A 16,262-nucleotide genomic window follows, 5' to 3' on the forward strand; every position below is an offset into this window, starting at 1 on the left:
ACGCGCCAGCTATCTGGTAAGCGCGCGCGCCATGGCGCCGGTCACCGCCGCGTGGCCGGATTTTACTCCGCCGCGTGGCCGGATATTGCACCGCCGTTGACAGCCGAACTCGTGGAGTTCCGGCGCCGCATCGGCCAGCTCCAGCACGGCGTGATCGTGCACCAGCTCTGCCGTTCGGTCTGGCTGCGCTGGCTGGAGACGGCGGTACTGTCGGGCGCGCTCGATGCCGATCCGGCAGAGGTGCGGCCGGTGCAATGGATCCCGCCGCGCTGGGACTGGGTCGATCCGCTGAAGGACATCCAGGCGCAGGTGCTGGCGATGGAGGCCGGCATCACCTCGCGGCGCAAGGTGGTCGAGGCCACCGGCTACGACATCGAGGAAGTCGACCGCGAGAACGCCGCCGACGCCGCGCGTGCCGCGGCCCTAGGCCTGCGCTACCGCACGAGCCCGGGCGAGACGCAGGGTGCCCGCGCGACGCCGGCAACAAGGCCCGAGCCCGCTGATGGCGCGGGCGACAGCACGGATGACGGCGCCGCAGCGACAGATCCGGCCACCGAACAGGAGTGACGACATGGCAAGCTGGTATGCGATCCGCGCCCGGGGGACCGGCGCGGAAGTGGCGATCTATGACGAGATTGGCGCCTACGGGGTCTCGGCGAAGGGCTTTCTCGCCGAACTGGGCGCGCTGCCCGACGGTACCCCGGTCGATTTGCGGCTGAACAGCCCCGGCGGCTCGGTCTTCGACGCAGTCGCGATCCACAACGCGCTGAAGCGACACGAGGGCACCGTCACGGTCTGGATCGACGGCATCGCCGCCTCGGCCGCCTCCTACATCGCGATGGCAGGCGACGAGGTCGTCATGCCCGAGAACGCATTCCTGATGATCCACGATCCCTCCGGCCTCGTGATGGGCACGGCCGAGGACATGCGCGCCATGGCCGAGGCGCTCGACAAGGTGAAGGGCAGCCTCGTCTCGGGCTACGCTGCGAAATCCGGCCGGACGCCCGAGGAGGTCTCCGCGCTCATGGCAGCCGAGACCTGGTTCGACGCTGGCGACGCCGTGGCGCAGGGCTTCGCCGACCGCCTGATTGAGCCTGTTCGGATCGCCGCGAACTTCGACATCGGGCGCTTCCGGAACGCGCCGCCGGTGTTGGTCGAGACCGTCGAAGCGGAAGCGGACGCCGGCGACGAGACCGATGGCGCCGAAACCGAAGCGGACAAAGGCAACACAGAGACAGCGGAGAACGATGAGGTCTCGGACGCCGACGACGAGCAGGAGGCTGCCCCCGACGCCCCTCAGCCACCGGCCAATACGCCGCCGCCGGGCGGCGCGCTGCCGGACCCCGCCGCGATCCGGGCAGAGGCCATCGGGCACGCCCGGGACGTCGTCGATCTCTGCCGTCTCGCGGGTCAGCCGCAGATGGCGGGCCGCTTCCTCGAACAGGACGCCAGCCTCGACGAGGTGCGCGCCGCGCTCCTCGCCGCCAAGGCCGAGGCCGAGCCCGAGATCGCACCCCATCACCCGCAGCCCGGTCGGTCCTCGGCCGCGCGCCCCTGGGGCGAGATCGTCGCCCGCACCTTCAAGCTGAAAGGATGACACCATGACCACGCTCGTCGAAGGCACGCAACCAGGGGGCTTCCTCGTCTGGGAAGCCTTCCGCGACTACACCCGCGAGACGATCACCGTCGCCGCGAGCACGCTCGAGCCCGGCACCGTGCTCGGCAAGATAACCGCGTCCGGAAAGTACGCCGCCCACGACCCGGCCGCCGTCGACGGCACTGAGACCGCCGTCGCCGTGCTCTGGGGCAAGGCGGATGCGTCCGGTGGCGACGCGCCGGCCGTCGCGATCGTCCGCGGTCCTGCCATCGTCAACCGTCACGATCTCGTCTTCGCCGGCACGCCCAGCGAGGGAGAGATCGCGGCTGCGCACGCCGCGCTCCTCGCCGCGGGCATCCTCGTCCGCTGACCCAATCCCCATATTTACGCGCGCCCGGACGCAATACCGGCATCCACTTTTGCTGGGCGCGCTCCAGACAGGAGGCATCCTCATGGCCACCATGGACATCTTCGAAGGCGATGCCTTCACCATCGTCGAGCTCACCCGTGCGCTCGAGAACATCCCCTACAAGCCGGCGCTGCTCTCGGGCTCGAACCTCTTCAGCCCGCGCGGCGTGCGCGCCCGCACCGTCGTGATCGAGAGCCGCGACGGCACGCTGTCGCTGATCCCGTTCTCGGAGCGCGGCTCGGCCTACGAGCAGCAGGTGCCCGACCGGCGCGAGATGCGCGCCTTCGTCTGCCGGCAGTTCAAGAAGCAGGACGTGCTCTGGGCCTCCGAGATCCAGTCCGTCCGCGACTTCGGCTCGGAGAGCGCCACCCAGCAGGTCCAGACCGAGGTGGCGTACAGGCTGCGCAAGCTCCGCCAGGACGCGGAGACGACCTTCGAGTATCACCTCCTGAACGGCATCCAGGGGCTGGTGAAGGACCCGAAGGACCACGCCACGGTCGTCAACTACTTCACAGAGTTCGGCATCACGCCGGCGGCCGAGATCGACTTCGACCTCGACAATGCGAGCCCGGCCTCGGGAGCACTGCGAAAGCGCTGCCAGGCGCTCATCGAGAGCGTCGAGGATTCGATGGGCGGGCTCTCGGCCGGCGCCGTGCAGATCCGCGCGGAATGCGGCTCGGCCTTCTTCGCCGATCTCGTGGCCCACAAGGAGGTGCGCGAGACCTATCTCAACACCGCCGCCGCGGCCGACCTGCGCGGTCGCGTCGCTGATGAGGTCAGCTTCGGGGGGATCACCTTCCGCCGTTATCGCGGCGGCGTCGGCTTCACCGTGCCGACCGACAAGGCGTTCTTCTATCCCGAAGGTATCGAGGGGCTGTTCGAGATCTACTACGCCCCCGCCGACACCTTCGAGACCGTCAACACCCTCGGCCAGCCGCTCTATGCCCGCACCATTCCCGACCGGGACCGCGACGAATGGGTACGGCTCGAGATCGAGAGCAACCCGCTGCCGATCTGCACTCGCCCGCAGGTGCTGCGCTCAGCACGACGGACCTGATGACCGTCTTCGCCGCCGCCCTCGACGCGCTCTTCGCCGATGCGCATCTCGCACGTGACGTCGTCTACACCGCCGAGGGCGGCGCGCCATCGCTGGTCCGCGCGATCCTGCGCCGGCCCGACGACGTCACGAACTTCGGCAACGCGCGCATCTGGTCGGAGACCACCCGGCTGGATCTACGCCTCGCCGAGGTGGCGAACCCGCGGCCCGGCGACCGCATCGAGATCGACGGCGACGCCTTCCTCGTCCAGGGCGAGCCCGTCCGAGACCGGGAGCGGCTCGTCTGGACCGTGGAATTGCGCCCGGCCTGATCGCGATGAAGCTGAAACTCGACATTACCCCGGACCTCGTCGTCGCCATGGCCGCAGAGGTGAAGGCGGGCGAGAAGGCCGTCACCGCCGCCATGCGCGAGGCCGGGACCGGGCTCAAGGCCGCCTGGCGCGACCAGATCACCGGCGCGGGGCTCGGACGGCGGCTGGCAAACTCAATCCGGCTCGCCACCTACCCGAAGGCCGGCGAGAGCCTGAACGCCGCGGCGCTGGTCTGGTCCAAGGCCCCGGTCATCGTCGGGGCCCACGACTCCGGCCCGCTGATCCGCTCGAAGGAGGGGTTCTGGCTGGCGATCCCGACCGAGGCCGCCGGGCGGGGCCTGCGTGGCGCCAAGCTCACCCCCGGCGAATGGGAACGCCGTCGCGGCCTGCGCCTCCGCTTCGTCTATCGACGCCGGGGCCCGAGCCTGCTCGTCGCCGACAGGGCCCGCATCAACACCCGCGGCCAAGCCGTGGCGTCACGCTCGAAGATCGGCCGCAACCAGGTCACAGCGCCGATCTTCCTCCTCGTCCCACAGGTCAAGCTGCCGAAGCGGCTCGATCTGGACCGCGATGCCGCGCGGGCCCACGACAGCGTGCCGGGGTTGATCGTAGCGAACTGGGTGGAGAGCAGATAAGTTGCCCGCCCCTTCAGCATCGAAGGAGGCCTCTTCTCTCCTTGAAAACGTGCGGACATGGCCTTGGGGCCAACTTCTCACTCGTCAGCCGACTTCGCCCACTCGAAGCACTTGGCCCGCTCGGCCTTTTCCACCGCAAGCGGGTGCTGATCCTCGCTCACTACTCCCCGCCGAACCAAAGATTCAAAGAACCCTTCCCCGCATGTCCCGGTGTCAGCCGAAACAATCAAAGCGCTAAGCAGTGGCCACCTGCGGCGTTCGCATTCCAGCTGAACTTCCTCGAGATAGTGGGGAACCTGACGATGGAGCTGCCCCCATGATCGGCCGTGGGTGCAATGGTCGGTGAAATCCTTGTAGCCAGCCGTGCGCTCCTTCTTTGCCAGGGACCTGAGATAGGAGAGCGCGCTGTCCATGCAGAAATGCGTCTCCCGCCGAGCAAGGATCTCACCGACCTCAGCCCGCTGCTCTGGATGAGAGTCGTAAATGCGCTTGAGGGCTTCGCTGGAGAAACCTGTAAATCTACTGACCATTCCTCACCTCCGAGTGGCAATACATGGGGTCGCGCAAGCTTTGCGATGCATCCCTCTACTCACCGACATATATCGCGGTGATCCGTTCATCGTTCTGCGCGTTTCCGCCAATCTCTGGAAGTAATCACCCGTGTCTACCCCCCGCGAGACCATCCTCGCCGCGCTGCACGCGCGGCTCTCGGCGCTGCCCGCCACGGCCCTGCGCGGCGAGGTGCTGCCCGAGCGCGTGCCGGCCGATGGCCTGCTGATCCTGCGCGACGGCGAGCCGGGGGAGCCAGAGGTAACCCTGTCGCCGCTGGCCTATCACTATCAGCACCGCGCCGAGATCGAGGCTGTCGTGCAGGGCGCCGACCGTGACGCCGTCTTCGACACGCTGACCGTCAGCATCGGCGCGGCGCTCGCGGCCGACCGCACACTGGGCGGGCTCTGCGACTGGATCGAGGCTGAAGCGCCGCGGGTAGTGGACCTGCCAGTCGAGGGTGCCGCGAGCCTCAAGGCGGCGGTGATCCCCGTTTTGCTTCACTACTCCACGGCCGACCCGCTCGGGTAGAGCCGACGGGTCAGTTGCCGCGACAGGTGCCGTAGTAGCCGCCCGAGAAGTAGCAGTATTCTCGGGCTACTCCGGCAGCAATCATCTGGGCTGCAACATCGCGGCCATCGGCGAGGAAGCACTGCCCGACGATCCGTCCGTACCGGTCGATATCGCGCACGCGACAGGTCAGGCTTTGCCCGGTGACCAGCCGCCGCAGAGTAGACGTCGCCGCGGAAGCACCGCGCTCGTTGCGCTCCGGAGCGTCGAGGCCCCAGACGCGGATCGGCCGTTCAACGCCGCGAAGTGAGAAGGTGTCGCCGTCCGTCACATAGCGGACCGCGCCGCTCACGGTATTCGTCTGTGCCGAGACGGGGCCAACCGAAAGAACCATGATCGCGAGGACAGAAACGATCATCCTGGTAATGATCGACCGACCGAAAATACTGAGCGGGGAATTGGGACGAGTACTGCGCATGACCTTCATGTGCGGCACGGCCTGACCGAACGCAACCGCGCTTCGACACCATCAAGGAGTTCACCATGGCACGAGCCCAGGGGGCGCGGGCGCTGATGGCGCTTGCGTTCGAGACGACCTATGGAACGCCGCCCGCCAGCGGCTACACGCGCATGCCCTTCGCTAGCACCTCGCTGGGGGCGGAGCAGCCGCTTCTGAACTCGGAACTTCTCGGCTATGGCCGCGACCCGCTGGCGCCGATCAAGGACGCGGTGACGGCCGATGGCGATGTCGTGGTGCCGCTCGACGCCGAGGCGTTCGGGTTCTGGCTGAAGGCAGCGTTCGGCGCGCCCACGACCACGGGTGTGGAAGCGCCATACAGCCACGAGTTTCAGTCCGGGTCCTGGACGCTGCCCAGCATGTCGATCGAGACCGGCATGCCGGAGGTACCGCGTTACGCGATGTACTCGGGCTGCGTGCTCGACCAGATCACCTGGCAGATGCAGCGCTCGGGCCTGCTGACCGCAACGGCGCGGCTGGTGGCGCAGGGCGAGACGGTGGGCACGACCACCAGCGCCGGAACGCCAGTTGCACTGGAGCTGAAGCGCTTCGGGCATTTCAACGGGTCGATCACGCGCAATGGCACCGCCCTCGGCAACGTGGTCTCGGCCGAGATCACCTATGCCAACAACCTCGACCGCATCGAAACCATCCGGAGCGACGGCCGCATCGACGGCGCGGACCCCTCCATCGCGGCGCTGACCGGCCGGATCGAGGTGCGCTTCGCCGACCAGACCTTGGTGACGCAGGCGATCAATGGCGATCCGTGCGAGATGGAATTCGCCTACGTCCTGCCCTCGGGCGAAAGTTTCACCTTCACCGTGCACGCCGTCTACCTGCCGCGCCCGCGCATCGAGATTTCCGGGCCGCAAGGCGTGCAGGCCACCTTCGACTGGCAGGCGGCGCGCGACAGCGTCGTCGGCCGGATGTGCACCGCCACCCTCGTGAACGATGTGGAGACGTATTGATGCTGACGCTCGACCTGACCAACGCCCCGCGCTGGCATGACCTCTCGCCCGGTGTCCGGGTGCAGCTCCGCCCGCTCACCACCGCCCTGATGGTGGCAACACGCAGCGATCCCGCCGTCGAGGCAATTCCGAAGGAGGCTTCCGACGAGGAGCGCGCCGTTGCGTTCGCAAAGGCGCTGGCCCGCCGCGCGGTGCTCGCCTCGGAGGGCATCGGCGATGCTGACGGCAAGCCCATCGACCCGAGCCCCGAGGCCATCGACGCACTGCTCGACGTCTGGCCGATCTTCGAGGCCTTCCAGCTGACCTACGTCTCCAGGGGCCTTCTGCTGGAACAGGAAAAAAACGCCTCCGCGCTCTCGCCGAATGGTCCTTTGGCGGGGGCGATCGATACTGCGAAGCCTGCGCGCAAACCTGCCCGGACTGCCCGGCGCGGCTGAACCGTCCGGAAACGCCGGAGGGTTGGCAGGTCTGGGACCTGGTCGGCCGCCTCGGCGGCCAGCTGCGTGTCCTGCCCGGCGCGGTGATCGGCTGGGACATGTCGGCGGCGCTCGCGCTTGGTGACGCCCTCGGTGTGCCGCCGCTCGCCATGGCCGAACTGCTGCCCGTCATCGAGGCGGTGATGGTCCGGAAGCTGAACGAGGAGCTGAGCGCGAATGGCGGCCCGGGGGTCAGGCCTTGATCTTTTCTATCAGCGTGACGCCGGGCAGTCCCTTGAAATGTGCGTCGCAGGTCAGGAGCGTCGCGCCCTGCGCGCGGGCGGTTGCGAAGATGATGGCGTCGGCGGTGGCGAGCTTGTGCTCCCGGCACGCTTCCGCCGCCGCCAGCGCGATCTCGGTGTCGAGCGGAACGACCTGGCAGACCTGCGTGAAAGCGATCACCTGATCGGCCTTGTCCTCGCCGACCTCGCGCGTCAGCCATTTCGCCAGCTCGAGCTGGACCATGGTCGGGACGAGCCACTCGGCCTGTTCGGGCAGATGTTCAGACAGCGTCTCGCCGGTCGGCGAGCCGATGAGCCACTCGATCCATGCCGACGTGTCGACGAGGATCATCAGAACCGGTCCGTCCGGTCGCGATAATCGGTGGCGGACGCGCCGCGCGCGAGCCCCTTCAGCGCCTCCCGCTTGGGCACCGGCACCAGCAGGACGCCCGTGCCTTTCGGGATGAAGGCAAAGGTCAGCCCGGCCTCCCAGTGCTGGGCGGCCCGGATCGCCTTGGGGATCGAGATCTGGAACTTCGAGGACAGGGTCGCGGTCTCGGCCATGGTCATACCTTCATTTGATCGATGGCGTAAACGTAAGACGCCGATACGGCGAAAGCAAGGAGTCTGACCGATGGCCGAAAAACGGGTCAGCGTCCGCCTCGCGGCCGTGGGCGGACGGCAGGTGCGCGCCGAGCTGGAAGGCGTCGGCGAGGCCGGATCGCGCGGCTTTGGGCGGCTCAGCCGCGAGATGGAGGCGACGAACGCCCGGCTTGCAGCCTTCTCGCGGCGGGTGCGTGTGGCCGCTGCCGCCGCAGTTGCCGCCGCTGCCGCTGCTGGCGTGGCGATGATCCGGTCCGGTCTGCAAAAGGTCGACGCACAGGCAAAGCTTGCACAGTCGCTGGGGACCACGGTGTCCTCGATCCAGACCCTAGAGCGCGCGGGCGAGTTGGCGGGCGTGTCGATGTCCGGCATCGAACAGGCCACGAAGGATCTGACGCGCCGTCTCAGCCAGGCGGCCGCCGGGACCGGCCCGGCTGCCGACGCGCTCGACCGGCTGGGGCTCTCGGCCAACGAGCTGATTGCGCTGCCGCTGGACCAGCGGGTTGGTGCGATCAACGCGGCCATCGAGAGCTTCGTGCCTGCCGCCGAGCGCGCGGCGGTCGCGGGCCAGCTGTTCGGCGAGGAAGGCTCCATCGCCATGTCGCGGATCGACACCGCGACGCTGCGCCAGGCAACGGAGGACGTGCTCGCTTTCGGGGTCGTCGTCTCCGAACAGGATGCCGACCAGATCGAGCGGACGAACGACGCCATCTCCCGGCTTGGGCTGATCTGGCGCGGGCTGTCGAACCAGCTGGCGGTCGCAGCAGCGCCGGCGCTGGAAGCCGTCGCCAACGCCATGGCGGCGGTCGCCAGCCGCACCGGCCCGCTGGGCATCGCGATCCGTGGCCTGTTCGACAACATCGGTCGCCTGACCACCTACGCCGCGACCTTCGCGGCCTTCCTCGCGGGCCGCTGGGTGGCGGGAATGGCTGCCGCGGCGCTCTCCGTGCGCGGCCTCGCCACCGCTCTGGTCGTCCTGCGCGGGGCGTTGATCCGCACCGGCATCGGGGCGCTGGTCGTCGGCGCGGGCGAGCTCGTCTACCAGTTCACCCGGCTTGTCTCCGGCGTGGGGGGCTTTGGCGAGGCGATGTCGCTCCTGAAGGACCTCGCCGTTGAGGTTTGGGAGCGGATTCGCATGGGCGCGACGGCGGCTGGTGCCGCCGCCACGGCGATGTTCTTCGACCTGAAGGCCGACGCCGCCTCCGGAATGCAGAGCGCCATCGAGAGCGTCGTGGCGTTCGGCAACACCGCCGCGAACACGTTTGAGGGCGCCTACGAGGCGATCAAGGCGATCTGGGGCCTGCTGCCCGCCGCCATCGGCGATCTGGCGTTTCAGGCGGCGAACAGCCTGGTCGACGGCGTCGAGGCGATGCTGAACGGCGTGGTCTCGCGCATCAACGGCTTCATCGGCGGCATCAACCAGGGGCTGGAAGCGCTCGGCTCCGAGCGCCGCATCTCGCTGGTGCCCGACCTCGACCTCGGCGAGATCGAGAACCGCTTCGAGGGCGCAGCCAGCGCTGCGACGACGGCGGCGCAGGCGGCGTTCGACCGCGCCTTCGAGGACAACCCGCTCACCGCGCCCGATCTCGGACTGACGGACGCGGCCGCCCGTACGCTCGAGTCGGCGAATGTCTATCGCGGCGCCGCGCGCGATCTGGCCGAAGGGGCCCGCGCGCCTCTCGAAAGCTGGCAGGCCCTGCGCGATGCGGTGCGCGGCACCGATGAGGACGGCGCCGATGCGCTGGCCGAGGCCACCGGAGCGGCCGAGCGGCTCGAGACGGCGCTCGGCGATGCCGGGCGCGCCGCGACGGATGCAGGTGCGGCGGCCGGAGCTGCCGCTGCGGCAGCGGAGCCCGCGACCGAGGCCGCCGTCACCGGGTGGCAGGCGGTCACGGCGGCGCTGTCGGATTACGCCAGCAAGGCCCGCGACATCGGTGGCGACATCGGCCAGAGCCTTGTCGGCGCCTTCCAGTCGGCGGAGAACGCGGTCGGCCAGTTCGTGAGGACCGGGAAGCTGAACTTCCGAGACCTGGTCACCTCGCTGCTGGCCGATCTCGCCCAGCTCGCGGCGCGGCGCTTCATCCTCGGGCCGATCGCCAATGCGCTCTCCGGCGTGTTCTCCGGCGCAGGCGGCATCTTCGCCAACGTCCTGCATGCGGGCGGGATGGTGGGGGCCGCAGGACCCGCGCGTTTGGTGCCCGCCACGGCCTTCGCCGCCGCGCCGCGCATGCATGGCGGCGGCATGGCCGGACTGCGCCACGACGAGGTGCCAGCCATCCTGCAGCGGGGCGAGCGGGTTCTTTCGCGTCGCGAGACACAGGTCTACGGCGCGGGCGGCGTCAGCATCACCATCATGGCGCGTGACGCCGAGAGCTTCCGCCAATCGCGCACGCAGGTCGCGGCCGACATCGCCCGCGCCGTCTCGCTCGGCCGCAGAGGGCTCTGAGCCATGGCGTTTCACGAGGTCCGGTTTCCCGACAACATCAGCCGCGGCGCGCGGGGCGGGCCGGAGCGGCGCACCCAGATCGTCGAGCTCGCCTCGGGCGACGAGGAGCGTAACGCCAGCTGGGCCAACAGCCGCCGTCGCTACGACGTCGCCTACGGCATCCGCCGCGCCGACGACCTGGCGGCGGTCGTAGCCTTCTTCGAGGCGCGCAACGGCCGCCTGTATGGATTCCGCTTCAAGGACTGGGCGGATTACAAGTCCTGCCTGCCGTCGCAGACGCCGGGGCCGACCGACCAGGCAATCGGCGCCGGTGACGGCACGACGACCGCCTTCCAGCTGGTGAAACGCTACGCCTCGGGAAGCCAGACATGGGTGCGCACGATCACCAAGCCGGTCGCCGGTACGGTCCGCGTCGCCCTCGATGGCGCGGAGCAGTTAGTCGGCTGGTCAGTCGATACCACGACCGGCGTCGTGACCTTCGACAGCGCGCCTGCGGGCAGCGTCGCAATCACCGCGGGCTTCGCCTTCGACGTGCCAGTCCGCTTCGACACCGACGCGCTCGACGTGACGCTCGACCTCGAGCGGCTTGGCTCGATCACCTCCATTCCGCTACTGGAACTGCGCCGATGAAGACCCTTGATCCCGCCCTGCAGGCCCATATCGACGAGGGCACGACCACGCTTGCCTGGTGTTGGCGGATCGCCCGCGCCGACGGCGTCACCTTCGGATTCACCGATCACGACCGGACGCTCAGCTTCGACGGGACCGACTTCGAGCCGGGAAGCGGGCTGACGGCGTCCGAAGTGCGCTCGGGCTCGGACCTGTCGGTCGATGCGCAGGACGCCGAGGGCGTGCTGACCTCCGACCGGATTACCGAGACCGACATCCTCGATGGCCGCTGGGATAACGCGGAGGTGGAGGTCTGGCGCGTGAACTGGGCGGACACCGGCCAGCGCGTGCTGATGCGGCGCGGCGCCATCGGCCAGATCCGGCGCGGGCGGCTCGCCTTCGTCGCCGAGGTGCGCGCGATCGCCCATGTGCTGGGCCAGACGGTCGGGCGGACCTTCCAGGCGACCTGTGATGCCGCGCTCGGCGATGGGCGTTGCGGCGTCGACCTGGAGGCCCCCGCCTTCATGGGCACCGGTGCGGTGATCGACCTTCTGCGCGACCGCGCCTTCACCGCCTCGGGGCTCGGCGGGTTCGAGGCCGGCTGGTTCACTTTCGGCACGCTGGACTGGACGAGCGGCGCGAACGCGGGGCGGCGCACCGAGGTGCTGGGCCATGACGTCACGGACGGCATCGCTGTGCTGACCCTGCTCGAGGCGCCGGTCCGTGCCATCGCCGAGGACGACGCGTTCACCATCCGCGCGGGCTGCGACAAGCGTATGGAGACCTGCGTCGCGAAGTTCGCCAACACCGCCAACTTCCGGGGTTTCCCGCATATCCCCGGCCAGGATGCCGTCCTCCGCTACGCCACCAAGGATGGCGGGCACGAGGGGTCGGTGCTGTGAACGCCGATCCGACGCGCGTCATCGCCAACGCGCGGTCATGGCTCGGCACGCCGTATCATGATCAGGCCAGCCTTCGGGGCGTGGGCTGCGACTGCCTCGGTCTAGCACGCGGCGTCTGGCGCGAGGTCGTCGGCCCCGAGCCGTTCCCGATCCCGCCCTACAGCCGCGACTGGGGCGAGACCGGCCCGCGCGAGGTTCTGGCCGAGGGCGCACGACGCATGATGATCGAGGTACCTCCTGTAGAGGCCGGTCCCGGCGCGCTGGTGCTGTTCCGCATGAAGCCCCGCGCCATCGCCAAGCATGTCGCGATCCTGACCGCGCCCGGCAGCTTCCTCCACGCCTACGAGCGGCTCGGCGTGATCGAGGAACGGCTCACCGCATCCTGGCGGCGGCGCATCGCCTTCGCCTTCCTGTTTCCGCAACGCTGAGAGCCCGACATGGCCACCCTCGTTCTCGGTGCCGCTGGCGCCGCCATTGGCGGTTCGATCGGCGGCGCGATCCTCGGCGTCAGCGCCGCGACCATCGGCGGCTTCATCGGCTCCAGCATCGGCTCGGTTGTCGACAGCTGGATCATCTCGTCGCTGGCGCCCACGCAGCGCATCGAGGGTGCGCGGCTCGACACGCTGCGCATCACTTCTGCCACCGAGGGCGCGATCATCCCGCGGCTCTATGGCCGCATGCGGATGGGCGGCAACATCATCTGGGCGACCGATTTCCGTGAGGAGACGAAGACCACCACGCAGGGCGGCGGCAAGGGCGGCGGGGGTGGCAAGGTCAAGACCACCGAGTATCTCTACTATGCCAGCTTCGCCGTCGCGCTCTGCGAGGGCCCGATCACCGGCATCGGCCGCATCTGGGCCGACGGCAAGCCGATGGACCTCTCCGGCGTCACCTGGCGCTGGTATCCCGGCGACGAGGCGCAGACCGCCGATCCGTTCATCGCGGCCAGAATGGGTGGGGCCGGCACGCCCGCCTATCGCGGCACGGCCTATGTGGTCTTCGAGGAACTGGCGCTCTCGACCTACGGCAACCGCCTGCCGCAGCTCTCCTTCGAGGTGTTCCGGCCGCTGGCGGATCCCGACACCGCCGAGGGGCTGACCCGCGCGGTCACCATGATCCCGGCCTCGGGCGAGTTCACCTATGCGACGCAGGCGATCCGCAAGACCGACGGCGGCGCGACGGTGCCCGAGAACCTGAACGCGCTGGCCGCCTCCACCGACATGGTGGAGGCGCTCGACCGGCTGCAGGCGATGGCCCCGGCAGTCGAAAGCGTCAGTCTCGTCGTCGCCTGGTTCGGCGACGATCTGCGCGCGGGGTCGTGCAAGGTGCGGCCGGGCGTCGAGGTCTCGGCCAAGTCGACCACGCCCGCCAGCTGGTCGGTCAATGGCGTCAGCCGCGCCAATGCCTTCCTCGTGAGCCGCGACGATCAGGACCGCCCCGTCTATGGCGGCACCCCATCCGACTTCGCCGTGGTGCAGGCGATCCAGGAGATGAAGGCGCGCGGACTGCGGGTGACCCTCTATCCGTTCATCCTGATGGACGTGCCGCCCGGCAACACGCTGCCGAACCCGTACTCCGACAACGCTGCCGAGACCGGTCAGCCTGCCTTCCCGTGGCGCGGCCGGATCACCTGCTCGCCCGCAGCGGGGTTCGCAGGGACCGTGGACAAGACCGCCACGGCCGCAAGCCAGGTCGCGGCGCTGTTCGGCGCGGCGACGCCCGCCAGCTTCAGCGTCTCGGGTCAGACGGTTTCGTGGGCCGGGCCATCCGGCGACTGGGGCCTGCGGCGCATGGTGCTGCACTACGCCCATCTCTGCGCGGCGGCGGGCGGCGTCGAGGCGTTCCTGATCGGCACCGAGATGCCGGGGCTGACCACCATCCGGTCGGGCGCCAGCACCTATCCGGCCGTGCAGGCCTATCGGGATCTGCTTGCGGATGTGCGCTCGATCCTCGGGTCCGGGACGAAGATCGGCTACGCCGCCGATTGGTCGGAGTATTTCGGGCATCAGCCGGGCGATGGCAGCGGCGACGTGTTCTTTCACCTCGATCCGCTCTGGGCCGATCCGGAGATCGATTTCGTCGGGATCGACAACTACATGCCGCTCTCCGATTGGCGCGACGGCTTCGAACATGCGGATGCGGCCGAGGGCTGGCCCGCAATCTACGACCGGGCATACCTACAGGGCAACATCGCGGGCGGTGAAGGCTTCGACTGGTTCTATGCTAGCGCGGCCGATCGCACCGGGCAGGTGCGGACCCCGATCACCGACGGTGCGGCCAGCAAGCCTTGGGTCTTTCGCTACAAGGATCTCCGCGCCTGGTGGTCGAACCCGCACTACGACCGCCCGGGCGGTGTGGAGGTCGGAACGCCGACGGCATGGGCGCCCGAGTCCAAGCCGATCTGGTTCACCGAGCTCGGCTGTCCGGCCATCGACCGTGGGACCAACCAGCCGAACGTCTTCTTCGACCCGAAGTCCTCGGAGAGCTTCACGCCGCATTTTTCGCGCGGCTGGCGCGACGACGCGATCCAGCGGGCGTATCTCGAGGCGACCTATCTCTGGTGGGGCGAGGCCGCCAACAACCCGGTGTCCTCGGTCTACGGCGGCCGGATGGTGCACGTTCCCGAATGCGCCGCCTGGACCTGGGACGCGCGGCCCTATCCGTTTTTTCCGGCGCTGACCGACGTCTGGACGGACGGGGCAAACTGGCGGCTTGGCCACTGGCTGACCGGACGGCTTGGGTCGGTGTCGCTGGCCGCACTCGTCCGGCACCTCTGCCTGCGCGCCGGGCTCCCCGAGTCCCGGATCGATGTCTCCGGGCTCTGGGGCGCGGTGGAGGGCTACGCCATCACGGCGCTGGAAAGCCCGCGCGCCTCGATCACCACGCTGTCGCGCCACTTCGGCTTCGACGCGGTGGAGACCGAGGGCGTGATCCGCTTCGTCATGCGCGGCCGAGCCTCCGTCGCCACGCTCGGTCCCGACGATCTGGTGGCCGCCCGCGAAGGCGACGTGCTGGAACTGACGCGCGGCCAGGAGACTGAGCTGCCGCAGGCGCTGAAGTGGCAGATCGCCCGCGCCGACGAGGATTACGACGCGGCCCTCGTCGAGGCGCGGCGCATCACCGTGGACACGACCCGGATTGCCTCGGAGTCCTTTCCGATGGCCGTGCCGCCCGAAGAGGCCGAACGCCGCTGCCGCCGGGCGCTGATGGAGGCGTGGGTGGGGCGCGAGACGGCGGCATTCAGTCTGCCGCCCTCGCGCCTCGCGCTCGATCCGGCCGACGCGATCCGGCTGGAGCATGACGGTCGGCTGGTCGATCTGCGGCTCGTTTCCATCGCCGACGCCGAGGCGCGCGGGATCGAGGCGGTCCGCCAGGACCGGGCAACCTACGATCTGCCGCCCGGCGATCCCCGCGCGGCCTCGCTGACGCGGGCTGTCGTGTTCGGCGCGCCGGATGCAGTGCTGATGGACCTGCCACAGCTGACCGAGGACCAGCCTGCGCATCGGCCGCTAGTCGCGGCGCATGCCATTCCTTGGCCCGGCGAGATGGCGGTGTTCCGCAGCCCCTCGACCGATGGCTTCGAGCTGCTGACGACGTTCGGCAGCCGCGCCCGGATCGGAGCGCTGGTCTCCGATCTCTACGCGGGCCCCACCTCGCGCTTCGATCTCGGCAATGCTCTGGTGGTCGACTTGCTAACCGGCACGCTGGAAAGCGTCACCGACCTGACGCTGTTCGGAGGGGCGAACGCGCTGGCTATCGAGAGCGCGCCCGGCACCTGGGAGATCGTCCAGGCGGGTGCGGCCGAGCTGCTGGCGCCCGGCCGGTATCGTCTGACCCGGCTCCTGCGCGGCCAGCGGGGGACAGAACGCGCCATAGGCAACCCGGCGCCCGCTGGCGCGCGGGTCGTCGTCCTGGACACCGCGCTCGCGTCACTGCCGAACGCAGAGGCCGATCTCGGCATCCCGTGGAACTGGCGCATCGGCCCGGCGAGCCGCCCGGTCAGCGACGAGACCTACGTCGCGCAGTCCTTCACGCCCGAGGGCGTCGGACTGCGGCCGTTCTCCGTCGTCCATGTCGAGCAGCCGTGGCGCACGCCACGCGGTCCCGGCGATCTGACCATCCGCTGGACGCGCCGGTCCCGCGCGCTCGCGGCCGACAGCTGGGGCGGGCTTGAGGTGCCGCTCGCCGAGGACCTGGAAGCCTATGAGGTGGAGATCCTCGACGGCCCTGCTGTGAAGCGGGTGCTGAGCACGACCACGACCAGCGCGCTCTACACCACCGCCCAGCAGACCGCCGACTGGGGCGCGCCGCTCGCCCCTGGCGACACGCTCGACATCCGCATCTTCCAGCTCTCCGCCCTTGTCTGGCGGGGCGCACCCAAGACCGTCACGCTGAGCTTCTGAGGCCGCGCAATGAGCTCTGGCACTATGCGCGATCGGCGTCGTAGACTCG

General features: G+C 69.3%; 18 protein-coding genes and 1 pseudogene. 15 read left to right on the plus strand and 4 right to left on the minus strand.

What is annotated here, in order from left to right; genetic code table 11:
• From ACDP63_RS19615 to ACDP63_RS19640, 6 genes and pseudogenes are all read left to right on the plus strand, one after another.
• Positions 1 to 567: pseudogene (locus tag ACDP63_RS19615) on the plus strand (hypothetical protein); the annotation flags it as partial.
• Positions 568 to 571: 4 nt separating this feature from the next.
• Positions 572 to 1,597 (plus strand): head maturation protease, ClpP-related, encoded by a 1,026-nt coding sequence (locus ACDP63_RS19620; RefSeq protein ID WP_409928515.1) that lies wholly within the window; start codon positions 572 to 574, stop codon positions 1,595 to 1,597.
• A gap of 4 nt (positions 1,598 to 1,601) precedes the next feature.
• Complete coding sequence (locus ACDP63_RS19625) at positions 1,602 to 1,967, plus strand: head decoration protein (RefSeq protein WP_409928516.1); 366 nt, start codon at positions 1,602 to 1,604, stop codon at positions 1,965 to 1,967.
• A gap of 82 nt (positions 1,968 to 2,049) precedes the next feature.
• Entirely contained in the window at positions 2,050 to 3,063 is a 1,014-nt protein-coding gene (locus ACDP63_RS19630) for a major capsid protein (protein ID WP_409928517.1), read from the plus strand.
• On the plus strand, positions 3,063 to 3,374 hold the full coding sequence (locus ACDP63_RS19635) for a hypothetical protein (RefSeq protein WP_409928518.1): 312 nt from the start codon (positions 3,063 to 3,065) through the stop codon (positions 3,372 to 3,374). The genes ACDP63_RS19630 and ACDP63_RS19635 overlap by 1 nt, the downstream gene beginning before the upstream one ends.
• 5 nt (positions 3,375 to 3,379) lie before the next feature.
• Positions 3,380 to 4,009, plus strand: coding sequence for a DUF6441 family protein (locus ACDP63_RS19640; protein WP_409928519.1), 630 nt, complete (start codon positions 3,380 to 3,382; stop codon positions 4,007 to 4,009).
• A 77-nt stretch (positions 4,010 to 4,086) separates the two neighbouring features.
• Here the strand turns inward: ACDP63_RS19640 and ACDP63_RS19645 are convergent, their stop codons facing one another.
• The gene (locus ACDP63_RS19645; RefSeq protein ID WP_409928520.1) at positions 4,087 to 4,539 is read right to left on the minus strand and encodes a hypothetical protein; all 453 of its coding nucleotides are present in this window, start codon (positions 4,537 to 4,539) and stop codon (positions 4,087 to 4,089) included.
• A gap of 130 nt (positions 4,540 to 4,669) precedes the next feature.
• Here ACDP63_RS19645 and ACDP63_RS19650 point away from each other — a divergent pair, with 130 nt between their 5' ends.
• A complete protein-coding gene (locus ACDP63_RS19650) occupies positions 4,670 to 5,089 on the plus strand; it encodes an acyl-CoA transferase (protein ID WP_409928521.1) in 420 nt (139 codons plus the stop codon).
• Positions 5,090 to 5,099: 10 nt separating this feature from the next.
• On the opposite strand, the gene ACDP63_RS19655 is transcribed toward ACDP63_RS19650, so the two are convergent.
• A complete protein-coding gene (locus tag ACDP63_RS19655; RefSeq protein ID WP_255330504.1) occupies positions 5,100 to 5,555 on the minus strand; it encodes a thermonuclease family protein in 456 nt (151 codons plus the stop codon).
• Between the two features lie 56 nt (positions 5,556 to 5,611).
• Between ACDP63_RS19655 and ACDP63_RS19660 the strand changes: the two genes are divergently transcribed.
• The 3 genes from ACDP63_RS19660 (at position 5,612) to ACDP63_RS19670 (ending at position 7,232) form a co-directional block, all read left to right on the plus strand.
• Entirely contained in the window at positions 5,612 to 6,553 is a 942-nt protein-coding gene (locus ACDP63_RS19660) for a phage tail tube protein (RefSeq protein ID WP_409928522.1), read from the plus strand.
• Positions 6,553 to 6,990 (plus strand): hypothetical protein, encoded by a 438-nt coding sequence (locus tag ACDP63_RS19665; protein WP_409928523.1) that lies wholly within the window; start codon positions 6,553 to 6,555, stop codon positions 6,988 to 6,990. The genes ACDP63_RS19660 and ACDP63_RS19665 overlap by 1 nt, the downstream gene beginning before the upstream one ends.
• A gap of 98 nt (positions 6,991 to 7,088) precedes the next feature.
• A complete protein-coding gene (locus ACDP63_RS19670) occupies positions 7,089 to 7,232 on the plus strand; it encodes a hypothetical protein (RefSeq protein ID WP_208983713.1) in 144 nt (47 codons plus the stop codon).
• Here ACDP63_RS19670 and ACDP63_RS19675 read toward each other — a convergent pair.
• Positions 7,222 to 7,602, minus strand: coding sequence for a type II toxin-antitoxin system VapC family toxin (locus tag ACDP63_RS19675; RefSeq protein ID WP_409928524.1), 381 nt, complete (start codon positions 7,600 to 7,602; stop codon positions 7,222 to 7,224). The genes ACDP63_RS19670 and ACDP63_RS19675 overlap by 11 nt on opposite strands.
• Positions 7,602 to 7,814, minus strand: coding sequence for an AbrB/MazE/SpoVT family DNA-binding domain-containing protein (locus ACDP63_RS19680; protein WP_036179405.1), 213 nt, complete (start codon positions 7,812 to 7,814; stop codon positions 7,602 to 7,604). Before ACDP63_RS19680 ends, ACDP63_RS19675 begins: the two co-directional genes overlap by 1 nt.
• A gap of 70 nt (positions 7,815 to 7,884) precedes the next feature.
• Between ACDP63_RS19680 and ACDP63_RS19685 the strand changes: the two genes are divergently transcribed.
• Genes ACDP63_RS19685 through ACDP63_RS19705 form a run of 5 tightly spaced genes read left to right on the plus strand, consistent with a single transcriptional unit; the run spans position 7,885 to position 16,213 of the window.
• A complete protein-coding gene (locus ACDP63_RS19685; RefSeq protein WP_409928525.1) occupies positions 7,885 to 10,299 on the plus strand; it encodes a phage tail tape measure C-terminal domain-containing protein in 2,415 nt (804 codons plus the stop codon).
• A gap of 3 nt (positions 10,300 to 10,302) precedes the next feature.
• The gene (locus ACDP63_RS19690; protein WP_255330498.1) at positions 10,303 to 10,929 is read left to right on the plus strand and encodes a DUF2460 domain-containing protein; all 627 of its coding nucleotides are present in this window, start codon (positions 10,303 to 10,305) and stop codon (positions 10,927 to 10,929) included.
• Entirely contained in the window at positions 10,926 to 11,810 is an 885-nt protein-coding gene (locus ACDP63_RS19695) for a DUF2163 domain-containing protein (RefSeq protein ID WP_409928526.1), read from the plus strand. Before ACDP63_RS19690 ends, ACDP63_RS19695 begins: the two co-directional genes overlap by 4 nt.
• Positions 11,807 to 12,238, plus strand: coding sequence for an NlpC/P60 family protein (locus ACDP63_RS19700; RefSeq protein ID WP_409928527.1), 432 nt, complete (start codon positions 11,807 to 11,809; stop codon positions 12,236 to 12,238). The genes ACDP63_RS19695 and ACDP63_RS19700 overlap by 4 nt, the downstream gene beginning before the upstream one ends.
• Positions 12,239 to 12,247: 9 nt before the next feature.
• Complete coding sequence (locus tag ACDP63_RS19705; RefSeq protein WP_409928528.1) at positions 12,248 to 16,213, plus strand: glycoside hydrolase/phage tail family protein; 3,966 nt, start codon at positions 12,248 to 12,250, stop codon at positions 16,211 to 16,213.
• Positions 16,214 to 16,262: the final 49 nt, after the last annotated feature.

This window comes from Paracoccus sp. P2 (assembly GCF_046335115.1).
In the GTDB taxonomy this organism is placed as follows: Bacteria; Pseudomonadota; Alphaproteobacteria; order Rhodobacterales; family Rhodobacteraceae; genus Paracoccus; species Paracoccus pantotrophus.

Bases quoted from the DNA above. Each gene is read 5' to 3' on its own strand.
- ACDP63_RS19620 (WP_409928515.1), top strand. From the start codon at position 572: ATGGCAAGCTGGTATGCGATCCGCGCCCGGGGGACCGGCGCGGAAGTG.
- ACDP63_RS19625 (WP_409928516.1), top strand. From the start codon at position 1,602: ATGACCACGCTCGTCGAAGGCACGCAACCAGGGGGCTTCCTCGTCTGG.
- ACDP63_RS19630 (WP_409928517.1), top strand. From the start codon at position 2,050: ATGGCCACCATGGACATCTTCGAAGGCGATGCCTTCACCATCGTCGAG.
- ACDP63_RS19635 (WP_409928518.1), top strand. From the start codon at position 3,063: ATGACCGTCTTCGCCGCCGCCCTCGACGCGCTCTTCGCCGATGCGCAT.
- ACDP63_RS19640 (WP_409928519.1), top strand. From the start codon at position 3,380: ATGAAGCTGAAACTCGACATTACCCCGGACCTCGTCGTCGCCATGGCC.
- ACDP63_RS19645 (WP_409928520.1), bottom strand. From the start codon at position 4,539: ATGGTCAGTAGATTTACAGGTTTCTCCAGCGAAGCCCTCAAGCGCATT.
- ACDP63_RS19655 (WP_255330504.1), bottom strand. From the start codon at position 5,555: ATGAAGGTCATGCGCAGTACTCGTCCCAATTCCCCGCTCAGTATTTTC.
- ACDP63_RS19660 (WP_409928522.1), top strand. From the start codon at position 5,612: ATGGCACGAGCCCAGGGGGCGCGGGCGCTGATGGCGCTTGCGTTCGAG.
- ACDP63_RS19665 (WP_409928523.1), top strand. From the start codon at position 6,553: ATGCTGACGCTCGACCTGACCAACGCCCCGCGCTGGCATGACCTCTCG.
- ACDP63_RS19670 (WP_208983713.1), top strand. From the start codon at position 7,089: ATGTCGGCGGCGCTCGCGCTTGGTGACGCCCTCGGTGTGCCGCCGCTC.
- ACDP63_RS19675 (WP_409928524.1), bottom strand. From the start codon at position 7,602: ATGATCCTCGTCGACACGTCGGCATGGATCGAGTGGCTCATCGGCTCG.
- ACDP63_RS19680 (WP_036179405.1), bottom strand. From the start codon at position 7,814: ATGGCCGAGACCGCGACCCTGTCCTCGAAGTTCCAGATCTCGATCCCC.
- ACDP63_RS19685 (WP_409928525.1), top strand. From the start codon at position 7,885: ATGGCCGAAAAACGGGTCAGCGTCCGCCTCGCGGCCGTGGGCGGACGG.
- ACDP63_RS19690 (WP_255330498.1), top strand. From the start codon at position 10,303: ATGGCGTTTCACGAGGTCCGGTTTCCCGACAACATCAGCCGCGGCGCG.
- ACDP63_RS19695 (WP_409928526.1), top strand. From the start codon at position 10,926: ATGAAGACCCTTGATCCCGCCCTGCAGGCCCATATCGACGAGGGCACG.
- ACDP63_RS19705 (WP_409928528.1), top strand. From the start codon at position 12,248: ATGGCCACCCTCGTTCTCGGTGCCGCTGGCGCCGCCATTGGCGGTTCG.